The 19,441-nt window shown below is 66.4% G+C and carries 16 protein-coding genes and 3 rRNA genes; 13 read left to right on the forward strand and 6 right to left on the reverse strand.

From position 1 onward, the window contains the following. Positions 1-245: 245 nt before the first annotated feature. Together OHA61_RS31120 and OHA61_RS31125 are read right to left on the reverse strand one after the other, a co-directional pair. Positions 246-1,331: an S-adenosylmethionine:tRNA ribosyltransferase-isomerase gene (locus OHA61_RS31120; protein WP_406305836.1), complete on the reverse strand. Its 1,086-nt coding sequence runs from the start codon at positions 1,329-1,331 to the stop codon at positions 246-248. After that, positions 1,328-2,029 (reverse strand): SDR family NAD(P)-dependent oxidoreductase, encoded by a 702-nt coding sequence (locus OHA61_RS31125; protein ID WP_406305837.1) that lies wholly within the window; start codon positions 2,027-2,029, stop codon positions 1,328-1,330. The genes OHA61_RS31120 and OHA61_RS31125 overlap by 4 nt, the downstream gene beginning before the upstream one ends. A 189-nt stretch (positions 2,030-2,218) precedes the next feature. On the opposite strand from OHA61_RS31125, the gene OHA61_RS31130 reads away from it, so the two are divergent. The 3 genes from OHA61_RS31130 (at position 2,219) to OHA61_RS31140 (ending at position 4,385) form a co-directional block, all read left to right on the forward strand. Further along, positions 2,219-3,364, forward strand: a complete 1,146-nt coding sequence (locus OHA61_RS31130; protein WP_406305838.1) for a GAF domain-containing sensor histidine kinase — start codon at positions 2,219-2,221, stop codon at positions 3,362-3,364. Beyond that, on the forward strand, positions 3,357-4,001 hold the full coding sequence (locus OHA61_RS31135; protein WP_389369993.1) for a response regulator: 645 nt from the start codon (positions 3,357-3,359) through the stop codon (positions 3,999-4,001). Before OHA61_RS31130 ends, OHA61_RS31135 begins: the two co-directional genes overlap by 8 nt. 138 nt (positions 4,002-4,139) lie before the next feature. Next, entirely contained in the window at positions 4,140-4,385 is a 246-nt protein-coding gene (locus OHA61_RS31140; RefSeq protein ID WP_324971992.1) for a chaplin family protein, read from the forward strand. A gap of 199 nt (positions 4,386-4,584) precedes the next feature. Here the strand turns inward: OHA61_RS31140 and OHA61_RS31145 are convergent, their stop codons facing one another. Further along, positions 4,585-5,373 carry a hypothetical protein gene (locus OHA61_RS31145; RefSeq protein WP_406305839.1) on the reverse strand — a complete coding sequence of 263 codons (789 nt, stop codon included), beginning with the start codon at positions 5,371-5,373 and terminating at the stop codon, positions 4,585-4,587. A 135-nt stretch (positions 5,374-5,508) separates the two neighbouring features. Between OHA61_RS31145 and OHA61_RS31150 the strand changes: the two genes are divergently transcribed. From OHA61_RS31150 to OHA61_RS31165, 4 genes are all read left to right on the forward strand, one after another. Then, entirely contained in the window at positions 5,509-6,300 is a 792-nt protein-coding gene (locus tag OHA61_RS31150; RefSeq protein WP_406305840.1) for an ABC transporter ATP-binding protein, read from the forward strand. 88 nt (positions 6,301-6,388) lie between these two features. Continuing rightward, complete coding sequence (locus OHA61_RS31155; RefSeq protein WP_406305841.1) at positions 6,389-6,817, forward strand: NfeD family protein; 429 nt, start codon at positions 6,389-6,391, stop codon at positions 6,815-6,817. A gap of 91 nt (positions 6,818-6,908) precedes the next feature. Continuing rightward, a complete protein-coding gene (locus tag OHA61_RS31160; RefSeq protein WP_406305842.1) occupies positions 6,909-7,868 on the forward strand; it encodes an SPFH domain-containing protein in 960 nt (319 codons plus the stop codon). Positions 7,869-7,925: 57 nt separating this feature from the next. Next, positions 7,926-8,693: a sulfite exporter TauE/SafE family protein gene (locus OHA61_RS31165; RefSeq protein ID WP_406305843.1), complete on the forward strand. Its 768-nt coding sequence runs from the start codon at positions 7,926-7,928 to the stop codon at positions 8,691-8,693. 49 nt (positions 8,694-8,742) lie between these two features. Here OHA61_RS31165 and OHA61_RS31170 read toward each other — a convergent pair whose 3' ends face one another. From OHA61_RS31170 to OHA61_RS31180, 3 genes are all read right to left on the reverse strand, one after another. Beyond that, complete coding sequence (locus OHA61_RS31170) at positions 8,743-9,249, reverse strand: HNH endonuclease (RefSeq protein WP_324971977.1); 507 nt, start codon at positions 9,247-9,249, stop codon at positions 8,743-8,745. Positions 9,250-9,398: 149 nt separating this feature from the next. After that, complete coding sequence (locus OHA61_RS31175; protein WP_406305844.1) at positions 9,399-9,935, reverse strand: YbhB/YbcL family Raf kinase inhibitor-like protein; 537 nt, start codon at positions 9,933-9,935, stop codon at positions 9,399-9,401. A 57-nt stretch (positions 9,936-9,992) separates the two neighbouring features. Further along, entirely contained in the window at positions 9,993-10,775 is a 783-nt protein-coding gene (locus tag OHA61_RS31180) for a sporulation protein (RefSeq protein ID WP_405596335.1), read from the reverse strand. Positions 10,776-10,849: 74 nt separating this feature from the next. Here OHA61_RS31180 and OHA61_RS31185 point away from each other — a divergent pair, with 74 nt between their 5' ends. The 6 genes from OHA61_RS31185 to OHA61_RS31210 all read left to right on the forward strand — a co-directional run bounded on the left by OHA61_RS31185 (position 10,850) and on the right by OHA61_RS31210 (position 19,437). Further along, positions 10,850-11,491, forward strand: coding sequence for a DNA-3-methyladenine glycosylase (locus tag OHA61_RS31185; RefSeq protein WP_324971966.1), 642 nt, complete (start codon positions 10,850-10,852; stop codon positions 11,489-11,491). A 539-nt stretch (positions 11,492-12,030) separates the two neighbouring features. Continuing rightward, positions 12,031-13,555: ribosomal RNA gene (locus OHA61_RS31190) — 16S ribosomal RNA — on the forward strand. A gap of 313 nt (positions 13,556-13,868) precedes the next feature. After that, a 23S ribosomal RNA gene (locus tag OHA61_RS31195) occupies positions 13,869-16,992 on the forward strand. A gap of 118 nt (positions 16,993-17,110) precedes the next feature. After that, positions 17,111-17,227: ribosomal RNA gene (rrf, locus tag OHA61_RS31200) — 5S ribosomal RNA — on the forward strand. Together the 16S, 23S and 5S rRNA genes form the textbook arrangement of a ribosomal RNA operon. Positions 17,228-17,473: 246 nt before the next feature. After that, positions 17,474-18,769: a hypothetical protein gene (locus tag OHA61_RS31205; RefSeq protein WP_406305845.1), complete on the forward strand. Its 1,296-nt coding sequence runs from the start codon at positions 17,474-17,476 to the stop codon at positions 18,767-18,769. Then, positions 18,754-19,437: a hypothetical protein gene (locus OHA61_RS31210; protein ID WP_406305846.1), complete on the forward strand. Its 684-nt coding sequence runs from the start codon at positions 18,754-18,756 to the stop codon at positions 19,435-19,437. The genes OHA61_RS31205 and OHA61_RS31210 overlap by 16 nt, the downstream gene beginning before the upstream one ends. The last annotated feature ends 4 nt before the right edge of the window (positions 19,438-19,441 follow it).

Consider the following 19,441-nt stretch of genomic DNA (forward strand, 5'->3'; position numbering starts at 1 on the left):
GGGCGGCGCTGCGCTCCTCGGCGGGCGACGGCTGCAATTCTTAGCGCCAGCAAAATGCTGTGGCAAAGGTGTGACGTACTATCCGCAATAGTGGATCAGGGTGTCCGAATGGTGCCGTTCCTCCTGCATAGTTCCCGCTCACGCGTCCTTTATATATCCACTAGAGACGTTCGTAAGTGATCTGCGTCCTATGTGCGGGCTCACATTGGGCGGATAACGGTTTCACCAGGTGTTGCTTCAGCAATTCAAAGCGTGAGGAGTGTCGTTGGAAGAATGAGGTGGATGTCGCCGAACTCGTGCCAGAGATAGAGACTCCGGAGCGCCTCGGTGTACGAACGGCCCAGCGCCTCGCGCCCGGCGATCGCCTCCAGCATCAGCAGATGCGAGGCCTCCGGCTCGTGCAGCCCGGTCAGCAGCCCGTCCACGGCACGCACCCCGCGCCCCGGCGTGATGACCAGGTCCGTCCAGCCCGCGACCGCCCGCACCACGCCGCCCTCGTCCACGGCCGACTCCAGGGCGCGTACGACCGTCGTGCCGACCGCGAGGACCCTCCCTCCGCCCGCCCGCGCGGCGTTCACCAGACCCGCCGTCGTCGCCGGCACCTCGAAGCGCTCCGGATACGGCGGCTCGTGCGCCTCCGCCGAGGCCACCCCCGTATGCAGGGTGAGCGGAGCGAACTGCACACCACGGCTCACCAGCTCCGCCACCAGCCCTGCCGTGAAGGGCCGCGCCGCGCTCGGCATCTCCGCCGAACCCTCGCCGCCGTGGGAGGGGAGCGCGAAGACCGTCTGATACGCGGACAGGGGCTGATCCTGTGCCGTGTACCGGTAGCGGATGGGGCGGCCGTACCGGTACAGCAGTCCCGGTACGGCCGCGGACACCTTCGCCCACCACAGCCGGTCCGCGCCGGGGACCAGAGGCGCGTCCAGTACGAGGTGCTCGCCCCCGGGAAGACGGACGACGGCCCCCACAGGGCCCCCGGCACGCCTCACGGTGCTGCCCGAGCCGTCGGGGCTGCGCAGCTCCACCGCCCAGCGCCCGTCGTCACCGCGGGTCGAGAAGTGCACGACGACCGCCTCGCCGCCGACCCTCCCGTTGACGGCGGCGGGCAGTGTGGTGGACGTGTTGACCACCAGGACGTCACCGGCCCGCAGCTGCCCGGGCAGGTCCCGGAAGGCGTGGTGGGACACCTCCGTCCCGCGCGAGACCATCAGCCGCACGTCGTCCCGCCCGGAGCCGCGCACCTCCGGGGGCACGCGGGCCGAGAGCTCGTCGGGCACCACCAGGGCCTCCAGCACGGCGGCGCCTCCCGTTGTCGGCCCGGCTTTCATCGAGCCACCTGGAGCAGCGCGGGGGCGGTGTAGCGGCCGCTCACCGGCCGTTCGTCCAGCAGGCGCAGGAAGCCCGGTACCACCGAGTCGGGCGAGGGGCGCGGATCGTCGTCGCCGGGCACGGCCGCGGCGTAGAGGTCCGTCTGCATGTCACCCGGGTCGACCGTCCACACCCGCAGCTCCGGCTCCTCGACCGCGAGGACCGCCGCGAGATGGTCGAGCGCCGCCTTTGACGCCCCGTAGCCGCCCCATGTCTCGTACGCCTCCGCCGCGGCGTCCGAGCTGACCGCGATCACCGTGCCCGCCTCGGCCGCGCGCAGCAGCGGCAGTGCCTCCTGTACGAGGCCGAGCGCCGCCACCACATTCGTCTCCAGGGCCGCCCGCAGTCCGTCCAGCGGCAGCGCCTCCAGCCGCACCAGCGGCTCGGCGCCCAGCGCGCTCGCGTTGCTCACCAGCAGATCGAGCCCGCCGAGCCCGCGGGCCGCGGCCACCAGCTCCGTACGGTGCCCGGCATCGGTGACATCCCCCGCCACCGCCACCACCCGCGTCCCGTACGCCGTACCGATGTGACGCGCGCTCTCCTGAAGGACACGCGCGGTCCTGGCCCCCAGCACCACGTCCCAGCCGCGCTCGGCCAGGGCCTCCGCGAGAGCGCGCCCCAGTCCCTTGGAAGCTCCAGTGATCACCGCTACCGGCATGATGTCCATCCCCTTGTCCGGCTCGTGCGCCGTTCCGCTTCGATGTCCCCAACGTAGGAACGCGGCCTGGCCCGCCGCCTCGTGCGCGGGGCCCCACCGGACAAGGCACTTCGACCTACGACCTCAGTCCTGAGCGGCCCCGTCCCCGGGCCGATACGCACTGTCACACCCCGCCGGTACGGTGAGGTCATGAGCCATCGACCCAGCTCGGGCCTGGCAGCCGTGAGCACCGCCCTCCTCGCGATGAGCAGGCATCTCGAGGTGCGTGACGTCCTGAAGACGATCGTGGCGTCCGCGCGCGAGCTCCTCGACGCCGAGTACGCGGCGCTGGGCGTGCCCGACGACCACGGAGGCTTCGCGCAGTTCGTGGTCGACGGCGTCACCGACGCGCAGTGGAAGGCGATCGGCCCGCTCCCGCGCCAGCACGGCATCCTCGCCGCGATGCTGCGCGACGCGAAGACCGAGCGGCTCGCGGACGTCCGCACAGACCCCCGCTTCGAGGGCTGGCCGGCCGCACACCCGGACATGTCCGACTTCCTCGGCCTGCCCGTCAAGGACGGCGAGGAGACGATCGGCGCGCTGTTCCTCGCGAACAAGAGGTGCCCGAAGCCGCAAGGCAGCTGCGGCTTCACGGAAGAGGACGAGGAACTCCTCTCGATCCTCGCCCAGCACGCGGCGATAGCCCTGACCAACGCCCGGCTCTACGAGCGCAGCCGCGAGCTCACGATCGCCGAGGAGCGCTCCCGCCTCGCCCACGAGCTGCACGACGCGGTGAGCCAGAAGCTCTTCTCACTCCGCCTCACCGCACAGGCCGCGGCCTCCCTGGTGGACCGCGATCCGGCTCGCGCCAAGGGGGAACTGCAGCAGGTGGCCGTGCTCGCCGCCGAGGCCGCGGACGAACTGCGCGCCGCGGTGGTGGAGTTGCGCCCCGCCGCCCTCGACGAGGACGGCCTGGTCAACACCCTCCGTACGCATATCCAGGTCCTGGACCGCGCGCACAGCGCCAAGGTCACCTTCGACAGCCGCGGCATCCGCGCCCTGCCGGCCGCCCAGGAGGAGGCTCTGCTCCGGGTCGCCCAGGAGGCGCTGCACAATGCCCTGCGGCACTCCGGCGCGGGCGAGGTCGATGTGGCGCTGGTCCGCCGGGGCCAGGGCACGGTCCTCAGCGTCACCGACAACGGCAGGGGCTTCGAGCCGACGGCCGTCCGCCGCGCGGGCCGCCATCTGGGACTCGTCTCGATGCGGGACCGGGCGAGCGGCGTCGGCGGAGTGCTCACCGTTCAATCAGCGCCCGGAAAGGGCACGACGATCGAGATGGAGGTCCCCGGTGGCTGACAAGACGATTCACGTCCTCCTGGTCGACGACCACCAGGTGGTCCGCCGCGGCCTGCGCACCTTCCTCGAGGTCCAGGACGACATCGAGGTCGTCGGCGAAGCGGCGGACGGGGCTGAAGGTGTCGCCCGCGCCGAGGAGTTGAAGCCGGACGTCGTCCTGATGGACGTCAAGATGCCCGGCATGGACGGCATCGACGCGCTCCGCAAAATGCGTGAACTGGCCAACCCCGCCAAGGTGTTGATCGTCACGAGCTTCACCGAACAGCGCACGGTCGTCCCCGCGTTGCGCGCGGGCGCTTCGGGCTACGTGTACAAGGACGTCGACCCCGAGGCGCTGGCCGGCGCCATCCGCTCGGTCCACGCGGGCCATGTGCTGCTCCAGCCGGAGGTCGCGGGCGCTCTTCTGTCCCAGGACGACCAGGGCAGCGGGACGGGCCGCAGCACCACCCTCACCGAACGCGAGCGCGAGGTCCTGGGCCTGATCGCCGACGGCCGCTCCAACCGGGAGATCGCCCGCGCGCTCGTCCTGTCGGAGAAGACCGTCAAGACGCACGTCTCGAACATCCTGATGAAGCTGGACCTGGCGGATCGCACGCAGGCGGCGTTGTGGGCGGTCAGACATGGTCTGACGGACTAACCGGACCGTCTGACTCCGATCCGAGATTCATACTGTCGGGTGTATGTCACCCGTCCGGCGCATCCTGATCGACTCGGCGGCGTTCTCCATGGCGTGCTGCGGCGGCCGGCCGCAGCGAATGCTCAGGAGGATTTCGAAGTGAAGAACGTCAAGAAGGCCGCTGCCCTCACCATGATCGCCGGCAGCCTGCTCGCCGCGGGCGCGGGTGTCGCCTCCGCCACGGACGGCGCGTACGCCGACGCCTACGCAGTGAACTCCCCGGGTGTCCTCTCGGGCAACGTGGTCCAGGTCCCCGTCCACGTCCCGGTGAACGTGGTCGGCAACACGGTCAACGTGATCGGCGCGCTGAACCCGGCGTTCGGCAACGAGGGCTACAACGGCTGACGGTCCGGTACCCCCGCGCCTCAAACGCCGGACGGGCTGGAATGTGCGGCTCGGCCGCACATTTCAGCCCGTCCGGCGTTTGAGGACACGCGCGAAGCGCGTACGGGGGTCTGGGGGCTTGCCCCCAGTTCGGGAAGGGGCGGGGTGGGGAACAAGCCCGCCGCAGGCGACCCGCACCCATCCCCCCACCGCGAGGCCCTCAGCGCTCCCGCTCCCGCTCCTCCACATACGCGTTGTACGCCGCCACCTGCGCCCGCCTCGCCACCCGCTCCACCGGCCGCAGCGCCTCCCCCCGCGCCGCCATCTCCGACGCGCTCACCGCTCCGCCGTGCCCGTTCTCGTACGCCACCGAGATCAGCAGCCCGATCCGCTGGGCCAGCTCCAGCACGCGTACCGCCCGCGGCGGATATCCGGGGGCCAGCGTCTCGCCGACGCCCCGCGACGCCCGCGCCCGGTACGCGTCGATCGCCGCCTCCGCCACCGGACCCGACGCCGCCACGTCGAGGCGCGACAGCACCTCCGTCGCATCCCGCAGGGCCTCCGCGAGCTCCCGTTCCGCCTCCCCGAGCGAGGGCACGTCCGCCGGTGGCGCCTCCCGTACCGGCAGGCAGTGCCAGACGACCTCGACGTGCACATCCCCCGCGGGCCCGGCCTCGTACACCTCGGGCACAAGCCCGTACGCCGCGCCCGAGGCGACCACGGCCTCCTCCGCGTCGAACGCCCGCGCGTTGAAGTCGGGTGGTCCACTGAGCCCCAGCGGATGCCCCGGCGCGGGCAGCGCGACCCGGTACCCGGTCACTCCGAGCGCCCGCATCCGCCCCAGCGCGAGGGTGAGCCCGACGGGGCCCGTCTCGCCCGGCAGACCTTCGACCCGGTGCACCGCGTCGTCGCCGACGATCGCGAGCGCCGCGTCGTCGGGTGATACAAATCCGGCCAACAGGGCGTTTCCCCATGCGGCCAGCCGTCCTGAGCGTGGTTCGGAAAGCATGGACCCAGCCTAGGTACCGGACCGGGGGGCAGGGCTACTCGGCCGGTGGCGTAGGTTTTCCCTGGGAGCTGTGCCCACAGGTGCATAAACCGCCCCCAATACCTCAAGACGATTGCATGGGGAGACAACGCGCTCATGAGCGATGTACTGGAGCTGGTGGACGTATCCGTGGTCCGCGACGGACGCGCTCTGGTGGACGACGTCTCCTGGTCGGTCAAGGAGGGCGAGCGCTGGGTCATCCTCGGCCCGAACGGCGCCGGCAAGACCACGCTCCTCAACATCGCGTCCAGCTACCTCTTCCCGACCACCGGAACGGCGACGATCCTGGGCGAGCGCCTCGGCGCCGTCGACGTCTTCGAGCTCCGCCCGCGCATCGGCATGGCCGGCATCGCCATGGCCGAGAAGCTGCCCAAGCGCCAGAGCGTGCTCCAGACCGTCCTCACGGCCGCCTACGGAATGACCGCCACCTGGCACGAGGACTACGACGCCGTCGACGAGGAGCGCGCCCGCGCCTTCCTCGACCGCCTCGGCATGACCGAGTACCTGGACCGCAAGTTCGGCACGCTCTCCGAAGGCGAGCGCAAGCGCACCCTGATCGCCCGCGCCATGATGACCGACCCCGAACTGCTGCTCCTCGACGAGCCTGCCGCCGGTCTCGACCTCGGCGGCCGCGAGGACCTGGTGCGGCGGCTCGGCCGCCTGGCCCGCGACGAGTTCGCCCCCTCCATGGTGATGGTGACGCACCATGTCGAGGAGATCGCCCCGGGCTTCACCCACGTCCTGATGATCCGTCAGGGCAAGGTGCTGGCCGCCGGTCCGATGGAGACCGAGCTCACCTCGCGCAACCTCTCGCTCTGCTTCGGCCTCCCGCTGCTCGTCGAGCGCAACGGTGAGCGCTGGAGTGCCCAGGGCCTCCCGCTCGGCTGACCGGGCGTCCGGCAGGAGAGGTTGACCCGATCCCGCCCCCGCTGTCGCCCCCTGTCCCGACCACGACCGCCGGACCTACCATGACCATGTGGAAATCGACGCATGGGTGTGGTGGCTGATCGGCGCGGTCGGACTGGGCATTCCGCTTGTCCTGACGGCGATGCCGGAATTCGGAATGCTGTCCGCCGGAGCGGTGGCCGGGGCCATCGTCGCGGCGCTCGGCGGCGGCACGGTCGCCCAAGTCCTCGTGTTCGCCGTGGTTTCCGTCGCACTCATCGCCGTCGTACGGCCCATCGCGACCCGGCACCGCGCCCAACAGCCCCAGTTCGCCAGCGGAGTTGACGCGCTCAAGGGCCGCCAGGCCGTCGTGCTCGAACGAGTCGACAGCGGCGGAGGCCGTATCAAACTCGCCGGTGAGATCTGGTCCGCGCGCGCACTCGACGCGGGGATGTCCTTCGAGGTGGGCCAGCAGGTCGACGTCGTGGAGATCGACGGAGCCACCGCCGTGGTCATGTGACAAATGAATGCCGAACGCCCCCCATACCAGCCCGTGTTCTGGGAAACTCGATCATCAGAATTATCCGGCAGCGAAGGGCACAGGGAACGCGATGCAACCGATCATCATCGTCCTGATCATTCTGGTGGTGCTGGTCTTCATCGCCCTGATCAAGACGATCCAGGTCATCCCGCAGGCCAGCGCCGCCATCGTCGAGCGCTTCGGGCGCTACACCCGCACCCTCAACGCGGGCCTGAACATCGTCGTCCCGTTCATCGACTCGATCCGCAACCGCATCGATCTGCGTGAACAGGTCGTCCCGTTCCCGCCCCAGCCGGTGATCACGCAGGACAACCTGGTCGTCAACATCGACACCGTCATCTACTACCAGGTGACCGACGCCCGCGCCGCGACCTACGAAGTCGCCAGCTACATCCAGGCGATCGAGCAGCTCACCGTCACCACCCTGCGCAACATCATCGGTGGCATGGACCTGGAGCGGACCCTCACCTCCCGCGAGGAGATCAACGCGGCCCTGCGCGGCGTCCTCGACGAAGCCACCGGCAAGTGGGGCATCCGCGTCAACCGCGTCGAGCTCAAGGCGATCGAACCGCCCACCTCCATCCAGGACTCGATGGAGAAGCAGATGCGCGCCGACCGTGACAAGCGCGCCGCGATCCTCACCGCGGAAGGCATCAGGCAGTCCGCGATCCTCACCGCCGAGGGCGAGAAGCAGTCCGCGATCCTGCGCGCCGAAGGTGAGGCCAAGGCGGCCGCCCTGCGCGCCGAGGGCGAGGCTCAGGCGATCCGTACGGTCTTCGAGTCCATCCACGCCGGAGACGCGGACCAGAAGCTCCTTGCCTACCAGTACCTCCAGATGCTCCCGAAGATCGCCGAGGGCGACGCCAACAAGCTCTGGATCGTGCCCAGCGAGATCGGCGACGCCCTCAAGGGCCTCTCCGGCGCCATGGGCAGCTTCAACCCGATGGCCGGAATGGGCGGCGGCTCCGGCTCCGGCAAGTCCGGCGGCGGCAACGGCACGGAGCGCCGCGAACAACCCCCCATCGACTGACCCCGACGCCCTCAGGCATGATCGGTGCACCCGGCACCGATCATCGAGGGGCACAGCGTGACCATTTGGGAGATGCTCGCCGTCTTCGCCGCGGGCATCAGCGCCGGCACCATCAACACCATCGTCGGCTCGGGGACACTGATCACCTTCCCGGTGCTCCTCGCCACCGGCCTGCCCCCGGTAACCGCCACCGTCTCCAACGCGCTCGGCCTGATCCCCGGCTCGATCAGCGGGGCCATCGGCTACCGCGCCGAACTCACCGGCCAGCGCAGCCGCGTCCTGCGCCTGAGCATCGCCGCAGCGATCGGCGGCCTCAGCGGAGCCGTACTGCTCCTGATGCTCCCTTCCACGGCCTTCGAGACGATCGTCCCCGTCCTGGTCGCGCTCGCCCTGGTCCTGGTGATCCTCCAGCCGCGCATCACCAAGGCCGTCCAGCGCCGCCGCGACCGCAAGGGCACACCCACCAACCCCGACGGCGGCCCGCTGCTCTTCGTCGGACTCATGCTCGCCAGCGTCTACGGCGGCTACTTCACCGCGGCCCAAGGGATCATCTACCTCGCCCTCATGGGCATGCTGCTCGACGACACCCTCCAGCGCCTCAACGCCACCAAGAACGTCCTCGCCGCCGTCGTCAACAGCATCGCCGCGCTCTTCTTCCTCTTCGTCGCGGACTTCGACTGGACGGCGGTCGTACTGATCGCGGTCGGCTCCGCCATCGGCGGCCAGCTCGGCGCCAAGATCGGCCGCCGTCTGCCGCCGACGGCGCTGCGCGCGCTGATCGTCGTGGTCGGCACCTTCGCGATCATCCAGCTCCTGCTGCGCTGACGCGCGAAAACCCGCCCCCGACAGGGAGCGGGCTTTCGTACGTCACCACTTACGCGGCGGGCTGCGCCAGCCACTCAGGCAGCGCCGACCGCTCACCGGCCCGCAGCCCCAGCAGCATCGCGTCCGCCGGAGACGGTACGAACGGCTCGTGCAGCAGCGGCATCCCCGCCTGCTCCGGCGTACGGTCGGCCTTGCGGTGGTTGTCCTCGGCGCACGAGGCCACCGTATTCAGCCAGCTGTCCTGACCACCGTGCGACCGCGGCACTACATGGTCCACGGTCGTGGCGCGCCTTCCGCAGTACGCGCACCGGTGCTGGTCCCGTACCAGCACACCCCGCCTGGACCACGGCGCCTGTCTTCGGAACGGCACCCGGACATACCGGCAGAGCCTGATCACCCGAGGCACCGGAAGATCAACGGCGGCCGCACGCACACGGAGTCCGGGGTGGGCCTGCTCGACGACGGCCTTGTCCTGCAGCACCAGAACCACCGCGCGGTTGAGTGTCACCGTCGACAGCGGCTCGAAGCTCGCATTCAGTACCAGCGTGTCCCGCATCTCGCCCACCTCCCGTTCGCCGGCCCAACCCGTTGCGGGCCTTGGGCTTGGATCAACTCTGGCCGGGCGCGCCGAGATGGACAACGCAATAAAAGATGCCCTGCCCTGATCTCTCCAAGACCAGGGCAGGGCAAACAACAAACGAACGATCAGCTCTTCGAAGGACCTTCGTACTCCGCCAGCAGCTGCGCACGCGCAATCGTGTGGAAGCGGAGATTGAAGCCCACGGCCGCCGGCGAGACATCCGCACCGGGGCCGAGCTTCGCCTTGTCCACCGCGTACACCGTGAACACATAGCGGTGGTTCTCGCCCGCCGGGGGAGCCGCGCCGCCGAAATCCTTCGACCCGTAGTCGTTACGGACCTGAACGGCGCCCTCGGGCAGCCCCTCGAACTTCCCGCTGCCCGCACCGGCCGGCAGCTCGGTGACCGATGCCGGGATGTCGAAGAGCACCCAGTGCCAGAACCCGCTGCCCGTGGGCGCGTCCGGATCGAAGCACGTCACGGCGAAGCTCTTGGTCTGTGCCGGGAAGCCCTCCCACCGCAGGTGCGGCGAGGTGTTGCCCGCCGCGTAGACCTGGGCGTCCTTCAGCACCGACCCCGGCGCGATGTCATCGCTTACCACCGTGAACGACGGCACCGCAGGATGGAAGTCGTGCGGAAGGGGCGCCCTCTTGAGCTCGGTCACGTCTGAACCTCCGATTCGGCTGTTCTGTCTGCTCTGCGTGCTCTGCCGAATCCGAGCCTAGAGCCAGTTACGGCGCCCGCCGACATCCGCCAGCCACTGGTTGAGGAATCCGGCCCAGTCGGTCGACTGGAAGTCGTGGTGCCCCACCTTGAAGGCCTTGTACGAGTCGCTGCCCTCGCTGAACAGGCCCGGCTTCTTGTCCATTTCGACGATGACGTCCATCTCGCGGTCGTCCGCGACGAAGGTCAGCTCGACCTGGTTCAGCCCGCGGTACTGCTGCGGCGGGAAGAACTCGATCTCCTGGTAGAACGGCAGCCGCTGCCGCGTCCCACGGATGTGCCCGCGCTCCATGTCCGCGCTCTTGAAGCGGAAGCCCAGCTGGATGAACGCGTCCAGGATGGCCTGCTGCGACGGCAGAGGGTGCACGTTGATCGGGTCCAGGTCGCCCGAGTCCACGGCCCGCGCGATCTCCAGCTCCGTCGTCACACCGATGTTCATCCCGCGCAGCTGCTGCCCCGCGATGCTGGTGACCGGGGTCTCCCACGGAATCTCAAGACCGAACGGCACCACATGCACCGCTCCGGCCTTCACCTCGAACGCGCCACCGAGCCGCTGCTTGGTGAACTCGATGTCCTGCTTGACCTCCTGGTCACCACCCTCGACCTCGACCCGCGCCTGCAGACCGACGGAGAGCCCCTCGATCTGCTGGTCCACCGAGCCGCCCTGGATACGGACCTCGCCCTGGACGACACCGCCCGGTACGACGTTCGCCTCGGTGAGCACCGTCTCGACGGACGCGCCACCGGCGCCCAGGCTCGCGAGCAGCTTCTTGAACCCCATGTCCACTCCTTCTTCGTCCTGACCACTACATACGCGCGACGACCGTAACCGGTTCCCCGGTACCCTCGGACGCCATGATCGAGAGCCCCGACCGTACGCCGCTGCCCCGGGAGTTCTTCGACCGCCCTGTGCTGGAGGTCGCGCCCGAACTCCTTGGCTGCACCCTGGCACGCCTCACCGACGACGGACCCATCGAGGTACGGCTCACCGAAGTGGAGGCGTACGCGGGAGAGCTCGACCCGGGGTCCCACGCGTACCGCGGACGCACCGCGCGAAACCAGGTGATGTTCGGCCCGCCGGGTCATGCGTACGTCTACTTCACCTACGGCATGTGGCACTGCCTCAATGTGGTGTGCGGCCCGGAGGGCAGAGCGAGCGGGATCCTGCTGCGCGCCGGCGAGATCCTTGTGGGCGCCGACCACGCCCGCAAACGTCGGTTCTCGGCCCGTCATGACAAGGAACTCGCCAAAGGCCCCGCACGCCTGGCCACGGCCCTCGATGTCGACCGCGCCCTGAACGGCACCGACCTCTGCGCCGGAGGCGACGCCCCGCTGTCCCTGCTACGGGGTACCTCGCCCGACCCTGACCTGGTGCGCAGCGGCCCCCGCACGGGGGTGGGCGGCGACGGGGCACACCACCCCTGGCGCTTCTGGATCGAGGACGACCCCACGGTCAGTCCTTACCGGGCCCATATGCGGCGGCGCAGGGCAACTTGACTCTGGTTGGCGCGACGCCTAACGTAGCCCGAGCCGCTTGAAACGGGCCCTGCTGTTCAGCAACCCGGAGCGGCCATCCACTCCTTGACGACGAACCCCAACCGGGTGCGATTTCGGCATGCCGAAATTCAAGCCCAGTGACTCAATTATGAGTCGCCAGGGGAATCGGCTAAAGTAGTGAACACGCCGAAAGGCAAAGGCCTTCCAACGGCCACTGGAATCGAATTCCTCACCGGAAACGGAACGGAAAAAGAGTCTGGTAGGGTTGGAAACGCAAGACCGAAGGGAAGCGCCCGGAGGAAAGCCCGTGAGGGTGAGTACGAAGGAAGCGTCCGTTCCTTGAGAACTCAACAGCGTGCCAAAAGTCAACGCCAGATTGACAACCCCGGCCCATTTCGGTGGGTTGAGGTTCCTTTGAAAGTCCTGTCGGCCCTTTTGTGGCGGGCAGGCAATGACACAGCGAGGACGCTGTGGATGACCGGTCTTATTCCGACCGGTTGTCCCGCTCTTGTGGTGTTCGACCCGATTACGGGTAAACATTCATGGAGAGTTTGATCCTGGCTCAGGACGAACGCTGGCGGCGTGCTTAACACATGCAAGTCGAACGATGAAGCCCTTCGGGGTGGATTAGTGGCGAACGGGTGAGTAACACGTGGGCAATCTGCCCTTCACTCTGGGACAAGCCCTGGAAACGGGGTCTAATACCGGATACCACCTCCCGAGGCATCTTGGGGGGTTGAAAGCTCCGGCGGTGAAGGATGAGCCCGCGGCCTATCAGCTTGTTGGTGGGGTGATGGCCTACCAAGGCGACGACGGGTAGCCGGCCTGAGAGGGCGACCGGCCACACTGGGACTGAGACACGGCCCAGACTCCTACGGGAGGCAGCAGTGGGGAATATTGCACAATGGGCGAAAGCCTGATGCAGCGACGCCGCGTGAGGGATGACGGCCTTCGGGTTGTAAACCTCTTTCAGCAGGGAAGAAGCGCAAGTGACGGTACCTGCAGAAGAAGCGCCGGCTAACTACGTGCCAGCAGCCGCGGTAATACGTAGGGCGCAAGCGTTGTCCGGAATTATTGGGCGTAAAGAGCTCGTAGGCGGCTTGTCACGTCGGATGTGAAAGCCCGGGGCTTAACCCCGGGTCTGCATTCGATACGGGCTAGCTAGAGTGTGGTAGGGGAGATCGGAATTCCTGGTGTAGCGGTGAAATGCGCAGATATCAGGAGGAACACCGGTGGCGAAGGCGGATCTCTGGGCCATTACTGACGCTGAGGAGCGAAAGCGTGGGGAGCGAACAGGATTAGATACCCTGGTAGTCCACGCCGTAAACGTTGGGAACTAGGTGTTGGCGACATTCCACGTCGTCGGTGCCGCAGCTAACGCATTAAGTTCCCCGCCTGGGGAGTACGGCCGCAAGGCTAAAACTCAAAGGAATTGACGGGGGCCCGCACAAGCAGCGGAGCATGTGGCTTAATTCGACGCAACGCGAAGAACCTTACCAAGGCTTGACATATACCGGAAAGCATCAGAGATGGTGCCCCCTTGTGGTCGGTATACAGGTGGTGCATGGCTGTCGTCAGCTCGTGTCGTGAGATGTTGGGTTAAGTCCCGCAACGAGCGCAACCCTTGTTCTGTGTTGCCAGCATGCCCTTCGGGGTGATGGGGACTCACAGGAGACTGCCGGGGTCAACTCGGAGGAAGGTGGGGACGACGTCAAGTCATCATGCCCCTTATGTCTTGGGCTGCACACGTGCTACAATGGCCGGTACAAAGAGCTGCGATGCCGCGAGGCGGAGCGAATCTCAAAAAGCCGGTCTCAGTTCGGATTGGGGTCTGCAACTCGACCCCATGAAGTCGGAGTTGCTAGTAATCGCAGATCAGCATTGCTGCGGTGAATACGTTCCCGGGCCTTGTACACACCGCCCGTCACGTCACGAAAGTCGGTAACACCCGAAGCCGGTGGCCCAACCCCTTGTGGGAGGGAGCTGTCGAAGGTGGGACTGGCGATTGGGACGAAGTCGTAACAAGGTAGCCGTACCGGAAGGTGCGGCTGGATCACCTCCTTTCTAAGGAGCACTTCTAGGCCGGCTCTGCCGGTCCAGAGGCCAGTACATCGGCGTACGTCCGATGCTGGTTGCTCATGGGTGGAACGTTGACTATTCGGCAGGTCTGACCAACTCGGTCTTCCAGTACTGCTCTTCGGAGCGTGGAACGGAGCCCGGGGCGGGAGACCTGCCGGGCGCGCTGTTGGGTGTCTGAGGGTACGGACTGAAACGTCTGGACCTTCGCGATGCCGGCCCCGGTGAACTCGCCCTGTTGGGTGGGGTGGTGGGTGGCTGGTCGTTGCTTGAGAACTGCACAGTGGACGCGAGCATCTGTGGCCAAGTTTTTAAGGGCGCACGGTGGATGCCTTGGCACCAGGAACCGATGAAGGACGTGGGAGGCCACGATAGTCCCCGGGGAGCCGTCAACCAGGCTTTGATCCGGGGGTTTCCGAATGGGGAAACCCGGCAGTCGTCATGGGCTGTCACCCGCTGCTGAACACATAGGCAGTGTGGAGGGAACGAGGGGAAGTGAAACATCTCAGTACCCTCAGGAAGAGAAAACAACCGTGATTCCGGGAGTAGTGGCGAGCGAAACCGGATGAGGCCAAACCGTATGCGTGTGATACCCGGCAGGGGTTGCGCATGCGGGGTTGTGGGATCTCTTTGTCATCGTCTGCCGGCGATGAGACGAGTCAGAAACCGTTGATGTAGGCGAAGGACATGCGAAAGGTCCGGCGTAGAGGGTAAGACCCCCGTAGCTGAAACATCAGCGGCTCGTTTAAGAGACACCCAAGTAGCACGGGGCCCGAGAAATCCCGTGTGAATCTGGCGGGACCACCCGTTAAGCCTAAATATTCCCTGGTGACCGATAGCGGATAGTACCGTGAGGGAATGGTGAAAAGTACCGCGGGAGCGGAGTGAAATAGTACCTGAAACCGTGTGCCTACAAGCCGTGGGAGCGTCGCGCGCAGAGTTTACTCTGTGCGTCGTGACTGCGTGCCTTTTGAAGAATGAGCCTGCGAGTTTGCGGTGTGTTGCGAGGTTAACCCGTGTGGGGAAGCCGTAGCGAAAGCGAGTCCGAACAGGGCGGTTTAGTAGCGCGCTCAAGACCCGAAGCGGAGTGATCTAGCCATGGGCAGGTTGAAGCGGAGGTAAGACTTCGTGGAGGACCGAACCCACCAGGGTTGAAAACCTGGGGGATGACCTGTGGTTAGGGGTGAAAGGCCAATCAAACTCCGTGATAGCTGGTTCTCCCCGAAATGCATTTAGGTGCAGCGTCGTGTGTTTCTTGCCGGAGGTAGAGCACTGGATAGGCGATGGGCCCTACCGGGTTACTGACCTTAGCCAAACTCCGAATGCCGGTAAGTGAGAGCGCGGCAGTGAGACTGTGGGGGATAAGCTCCATGGTCGAGAGGGAAACAGCCCAGAGCATCGACTAAGGCCCCTAAGCGTACGCTAAGTGGGAAAGGATGTGGAGTCGCAGAGACAACCAGGAGGTTGGCTTAGAAGCAGCCACCCTTGAAAGAGTGCGTAATAGCTCACTGGTCAAGTGATTCCGCGCCGACAATGTAGCGGGGCTCAAGCGTACCGCCGAAGTCGTGTCATTCCAGCATGAGGGCCAACGCCCGCTGGGATGGGTAGGGGAGCGTCGTGTGCCGGGTGAAGCCGCCGCGTAAGCGAGTGGTGGACGGTACACGAGTGAGAATGCAGGCATGAGTAGCGATACACACGTGAGAAACGTGTGCGCCGATTGACTAAGGGTTCCTGGGTCAAGCTGATCTGCCCAGGGTAAGTCGGGACCTAAGGCGAGGCCGACAGGCGTAGTCGATGGACAACCGGTTGATATTCCGGTACCCGCTTTGAAACGCCCAGTATCGAGCCCATTAATGCTAAGGCCGTGAAGCCGTCCTGGAGCCTTCGGGCGAAGGGGAGTGGTGGAGCCGCCGGCCCAAGGTGGTAGTAGGTAAGCGATGGGGTGACGCAGGAAGGTAGTCCAGCCCGGGCGGTGGTTGTCCCGGGGTAAGGGTGTAGGCCGTGTGATAGGCAAATCCGTCACACATTAAGGCTGAGACCTGATGCCGAGCCGATTGTGGTGAAGTGGATGATCCTATGCTGTCGAGAAAAGCCTCTAGCGAGTTTCATGGCGGCCCGTACCCTAAACCGACTCAGGTGGTCAGGTAGAGAATACCGAGGCGTTCGGGTGAACTATGGTTAAGGAACTCGGCAAAATGCCCCCGTAACTTCGGGAGAAGGGGGGCCATCACTGGTGAGAGGACTTGCTCCTTGAGCTGGGGGTGGCCGCAGAGACCAGCGAGAAGCGACTGTTTACTAAAAACACAGGTCCGTGCGAAGCCGTAAGGCGATGTATACGGACTGACGCCTGCCCGGTGCTGGAACGTTAAGGGGACCGGTTAGTCACATTTCGGTGTGGCGAAGCTGAGAACTTAAGCGCCAGTAAACGGCGGTGGTAACTATAACCATCCTAAGGTAGCGAAATTCCTTGTCGGGTAAGTTCCGACCTGCACGAATGGCGTAACGACTTCTCGACTGTCTCAACCATAGGCCCGGTGAAATTGCACTACGAGTAAAGATGCTCGTTTCGCGCAGCAGGACGGAAAGACCCCGGGACCTTTACTACAGTTTGATATTGGTGTTCGGTTCGGCTTGTGTAGGATAGGTGGGAGACTTTGAAGCAGCCACGCCAGTGGTTGTGGAGTCGCCGTTGAAATACCACTCTGGTCGTGCTGGATGTCTAACCTGGGTCCGTGATCCGGATCAGGGACAGTGTCTGATGGGTAGTTTAACTGGGGCGGTTGCCTCCCAAAGGGTAACGGAGGCGCCCAAAGGTTCCCTCAGCCTGGTTGGCAATCAGGTGTTGAGTGTAAGTGCACAAGGGAGCTTGACTGTGAGACCGACGGGTCGAGCAGGGACGAAAGTCGGGACTAGTGATCCGGCGGTGGCTTGTGGAAGCGCCGTCGCTCAACGGATAAAAGGTACCCCGGGGATAACAGGCTGATCTTCCCCAAGAGTCCATATCGACGGGATGGTTTGGCACCTCGATGTCGGCTCGTCGCATCCTGGGGCTGGAGTCGGTCCCAAGGGTTGGGCTGTTCGCCCATTAAAGCGGTACGCGAGCTGGGTTTAGAACGTCGTGAGACAGTTCGGTCCCTATCCGCTGTGCGCGTAGGAGTCTTGAGAAGGGCTGTCCCTAGTACGAGAGGACCGGGACGGACGAACCTCTGGTGTGCCAGTTGTCCTGCCAAGGGCATGGCTGGTTGGCTACGTTCGGAAAGGATAACCGCTGAAAGCATCTAAGCGGGAAGCCTGCTTCGAGATGAGGACTCCCACCCCCTTTGAGGGGTTAAGGCTCCCAGTAGACGACTGGGTTGATAGGCCAGATGTGGAAGCCCCGCAAGGGGTGGAGCTGACTGGTACTAATAGGCCGAGGGCTTGTCCTCAGTTGCTCGCGTCCACTGTGTGGTTCCCGGGTTGCGAACAGTCGCACCGGTTGAACCAGTTTCACTAATTAATTTACTTAATTGAAAAGTGTGCTTGTTCGCTAGAGCCCGATAGGGTTTCGGTGGTCATTGCGTTAGGGAAACGCCCGGTTACATTCCGAACCCGGAAGCTAAGCCTTTCAGCGCCGATGGTACTGCAGGGGGGACCCTGTGGGAGAGTAGGACGCCGCCGAACAATCTTTCAAGGACCCGTGGTCCAGCGTTCACGCTGGACCACGGGTCCTTTTTGTTTTGCCCGCTTTTTCGTAGCGCGTCCGATGGCCGGCTGCGCGAGAATGACTGCAGTACCCGAAGACAGGAGTTACGCCGATGTCCACCAACTCTCCCGACGACCGTCCGGAGCGCGAGCCGCGTCGTAGGGACGGTGGTGACCGGGGCGGCTTCCGCGGCGGCCGTGACGACCGGGACCGTGGGCCGCGGCGTGACAACGACCGTGGTGGCTACCGCGGTCCGCGCGACGACCGTCGTGATGACCGCCCGCGCGATGACCGTCGTGACGAGCGTCCGAGTGGGCCGCGTCGTGATGACAGGCGTGATGAGCGTCCGTCGTTCCGTCGTGATGATGACCGTGACCGTGGTGGTTACCGGGGTGGGCAGCGCGACGACCGTGGTGGCTCGCGTCCGAGCAGCGGTGGTGGTGGCGGCGGTTTCCGGCGTGACGACCGTTCCGGTGGCGGCGGTGGCTATGGGCGTCGTGATGACCGGCCGAGCGGGCCGCGTCGCGACGACGACCGTGGTGGGCGTCCCAGTGGAGGTGGCGGTTACGGACGTCGTGACGAGCGTCCGAGTGGGCCGCGTCGTGATGACAGGCGTGATGAGCGTCCGTCGTTCCGTCGTGATGATGACCGTGACCGTGGTGGGTACCGCGGTGGGCAGCGCGACGACCGTGGTGGTTCGCGTCCGAGCAGCGGTGGTGGTGGCGGCGGTTTCCGGCGTGACGACCGTTCCGGTGGTGGATACCGAGGACCGCGCGACGACCGTCGTGACGAGCGTCCGGGCGGGTTCCGCCGTGACGAGCGTCCGAGCGGGCCGCGTCGCGACGACGACCGTGGTGGGCGTCCCAGTGGTGGTGGCGGTTACGGACGTCGTGACGAGCGCCCCAGTGGTGGTGGCGGTTACGGGCGTCGTGACGAGCGCCCCAGTGGTGGCGGTGGCTACGGACGCCGTGACGAGCGCCCCCGCGATGACCGTCGGGACGAGCGGCCGAGTGGGCCGCGTCGTGATGACAAGCGTGATGAGCGTCCGTCGTTCCGTCGTGATGATGACCGTGACCGTGGTGGCTACCGCGGTGGGCAGCGCGACGACCGTGGCGGCTCCCGCCCCAGCGGCGCCGGCTATGGGCGTCGGGACGAGCGGCCGAGCGGCCCGCGTCGCGATGACGACCGCGGTGGACGTCCCGGCGGGCGCCCCAGCGGCGGTGGCGGCTACGGACGCCGTGACGAGCGTCCGAGCGGCCCGCGTCGTGACGACCGGCGCGATGACCGGCGCGACGACCGCGGTGGGTACCGCGGCGGACAGCGTGACGACCGTGGTGGCTACGGACGCCGTGACGAGCGCGACCGTGACCGCCCCGACCGCGAGCCGATCAAGCGGCTGCCGATTCCCGACGACGTCACGGGCGACGAGATCGACAAGGACGTACGGCAGGAGCTCCAGAGCCTGCCGAAGGGCCTTGCCGAGGACGTCGCGAGGAACCTCGTCATGGTCGCCAATCTGATCGACGAGGACCCCGAGCAGGCGTACGCCTACTCCAAGGTGGCGTTGCGGCTCGCCTCGCGTGTGGCTGCCGTGCGCGAGGCCGCGGGCTTCGCCGCGTACGCGAACCAGAAGTACGCGGAGGCGCTGGCCGAGTTCCGGGCGGCCAAGCGGATGACCGGCAGCGTCGAGCTGTGGCCCGTCATGGCGGACTGCGAGCGCGGACTCGGGCGGCCCGAGCGGGCGATGGCGATGGCCGGTGAGCCCGAGGTGCAGAAGCTCGACAAGGCGGGTCAGGTCGAGATGCGGCTGGTCGCGGCCGGTGCGCGCAGGGACATGGGGCAGATCGAGGCCGCCATCGTGACCCTGCAGAGCCCGGAGCTGGCGTCCAGTTCCGTACAGCCCTGGACCGCGCGGCTGCGCTACGCCTATGCCGACGCTCTGCTGGCGGCCGGGCGTGAGGGCGAGGCGCGTGAGTGGTTCGCCAAGGCGCTCGAGGCCGACAAGGACGGGGCGACCGACGCGTCGGACCGGCTGGCCGAGCTGGACGGTGTCGAGTTCGTTGACGCCATCGACGAGGGTGACGCGGACGCCGAGCCGGAAGCCGATGCCGATGACGAGTCCGATGAGGAGTCCGACGTCGACTCCGATGAGGAGCCGGGCGACGTCGAGGGCGACAAGTCCGAGTAGCAGG

Origin of the sequence: Streptomyces sp. NBC_00885, assembly GCF_045207475.1 — a bacterium.
In the GTDB taxonomy this organism is placed as follows: Bacteria; Actinomycetota; Actinomycetes; order Streptomycetales; family Streptomycetaceae; genus Streptomyces.

What these genes read in the sequence shown, in the direction of transcription:
- OHA61_RS31180 (WP_405596335.1), bottom strand. Translation starts at nt 10,775, where the DNA reads ATGGGGTTCAAGAAGCTGCTCGCGAGCCTGGGCGCCGGTGGCGCGTCC.
- OHA61_RS31125 (WP_406305837.1), bottom strand. Translation starts at nt 2,029, where the DNA reads ATGCCGGTAGCGGTGATCACTGGAGCTTCCAAGGGACTGGGGCGCGCT.
- OHA61_RS31145 (WP_406305839.1), bottom strand. Translation starts at nt 5,373, where the DNA reads ATGCTTTCCGAACCACGCTCAGGACGGCTGGCCGCATGGGGAAACGCC.
- OHA61_RS31185 (WP_324971966.1), top strand. Translation starts at nt 10,850, where the DNA reads ATGATCGAGAGCCCCGACCGTACGCCGCTGCCCCGGGAGTTCTTCGAC.
- OHA61_RS31130 (WP_406305838.1), top strand. Translation starts at nt 2,219, where the DNA reads ATGAGCCATCGACCCAGCTCGGGCCTGGCAGCCGTGAGCACCGCCCTC.
- OHA61_RS31160 (WP_406305842.1), top strand. Translation starts at nt 6,909, where the DNA reads ATGCAACCGATCATCATCGTCCTGATCATTCTGGTGGTGCTGGTCTTC.
- OHA61_RS31210 (WP_406305846.1), top strand. Translation starts at nt 18,754, where the DNA reads ATGGTCGCCAATCTGATCGACGAGGACCCCGAGCAGGCGTACGCCTAC.
- OHA61_RS31120 (WP_406305836.1), bottom strand. Translation starts at nt 1,331, where the DNA reads ATGAAAGCCGGGCCGACAACGGGAGGCGCCGCCGTGCTGGAGGCCCTG.
- OHA61_RS31170 (WP_324971977.1), bottom strand. Translation starts at nt 9,249, where the DNA reads ATGCGGGACACGCTGGTACTGAATGCGAGCTTCGAGCCGCTGTCGACG.
- OHA61_RS31150 (WP_406305840.1), top strand. Translation starts at nt 5,509, where the DNA reads ATGAGCGATGTACTGGAGCTGGTGGACGTATCCGTGGTCCGCGACGGA.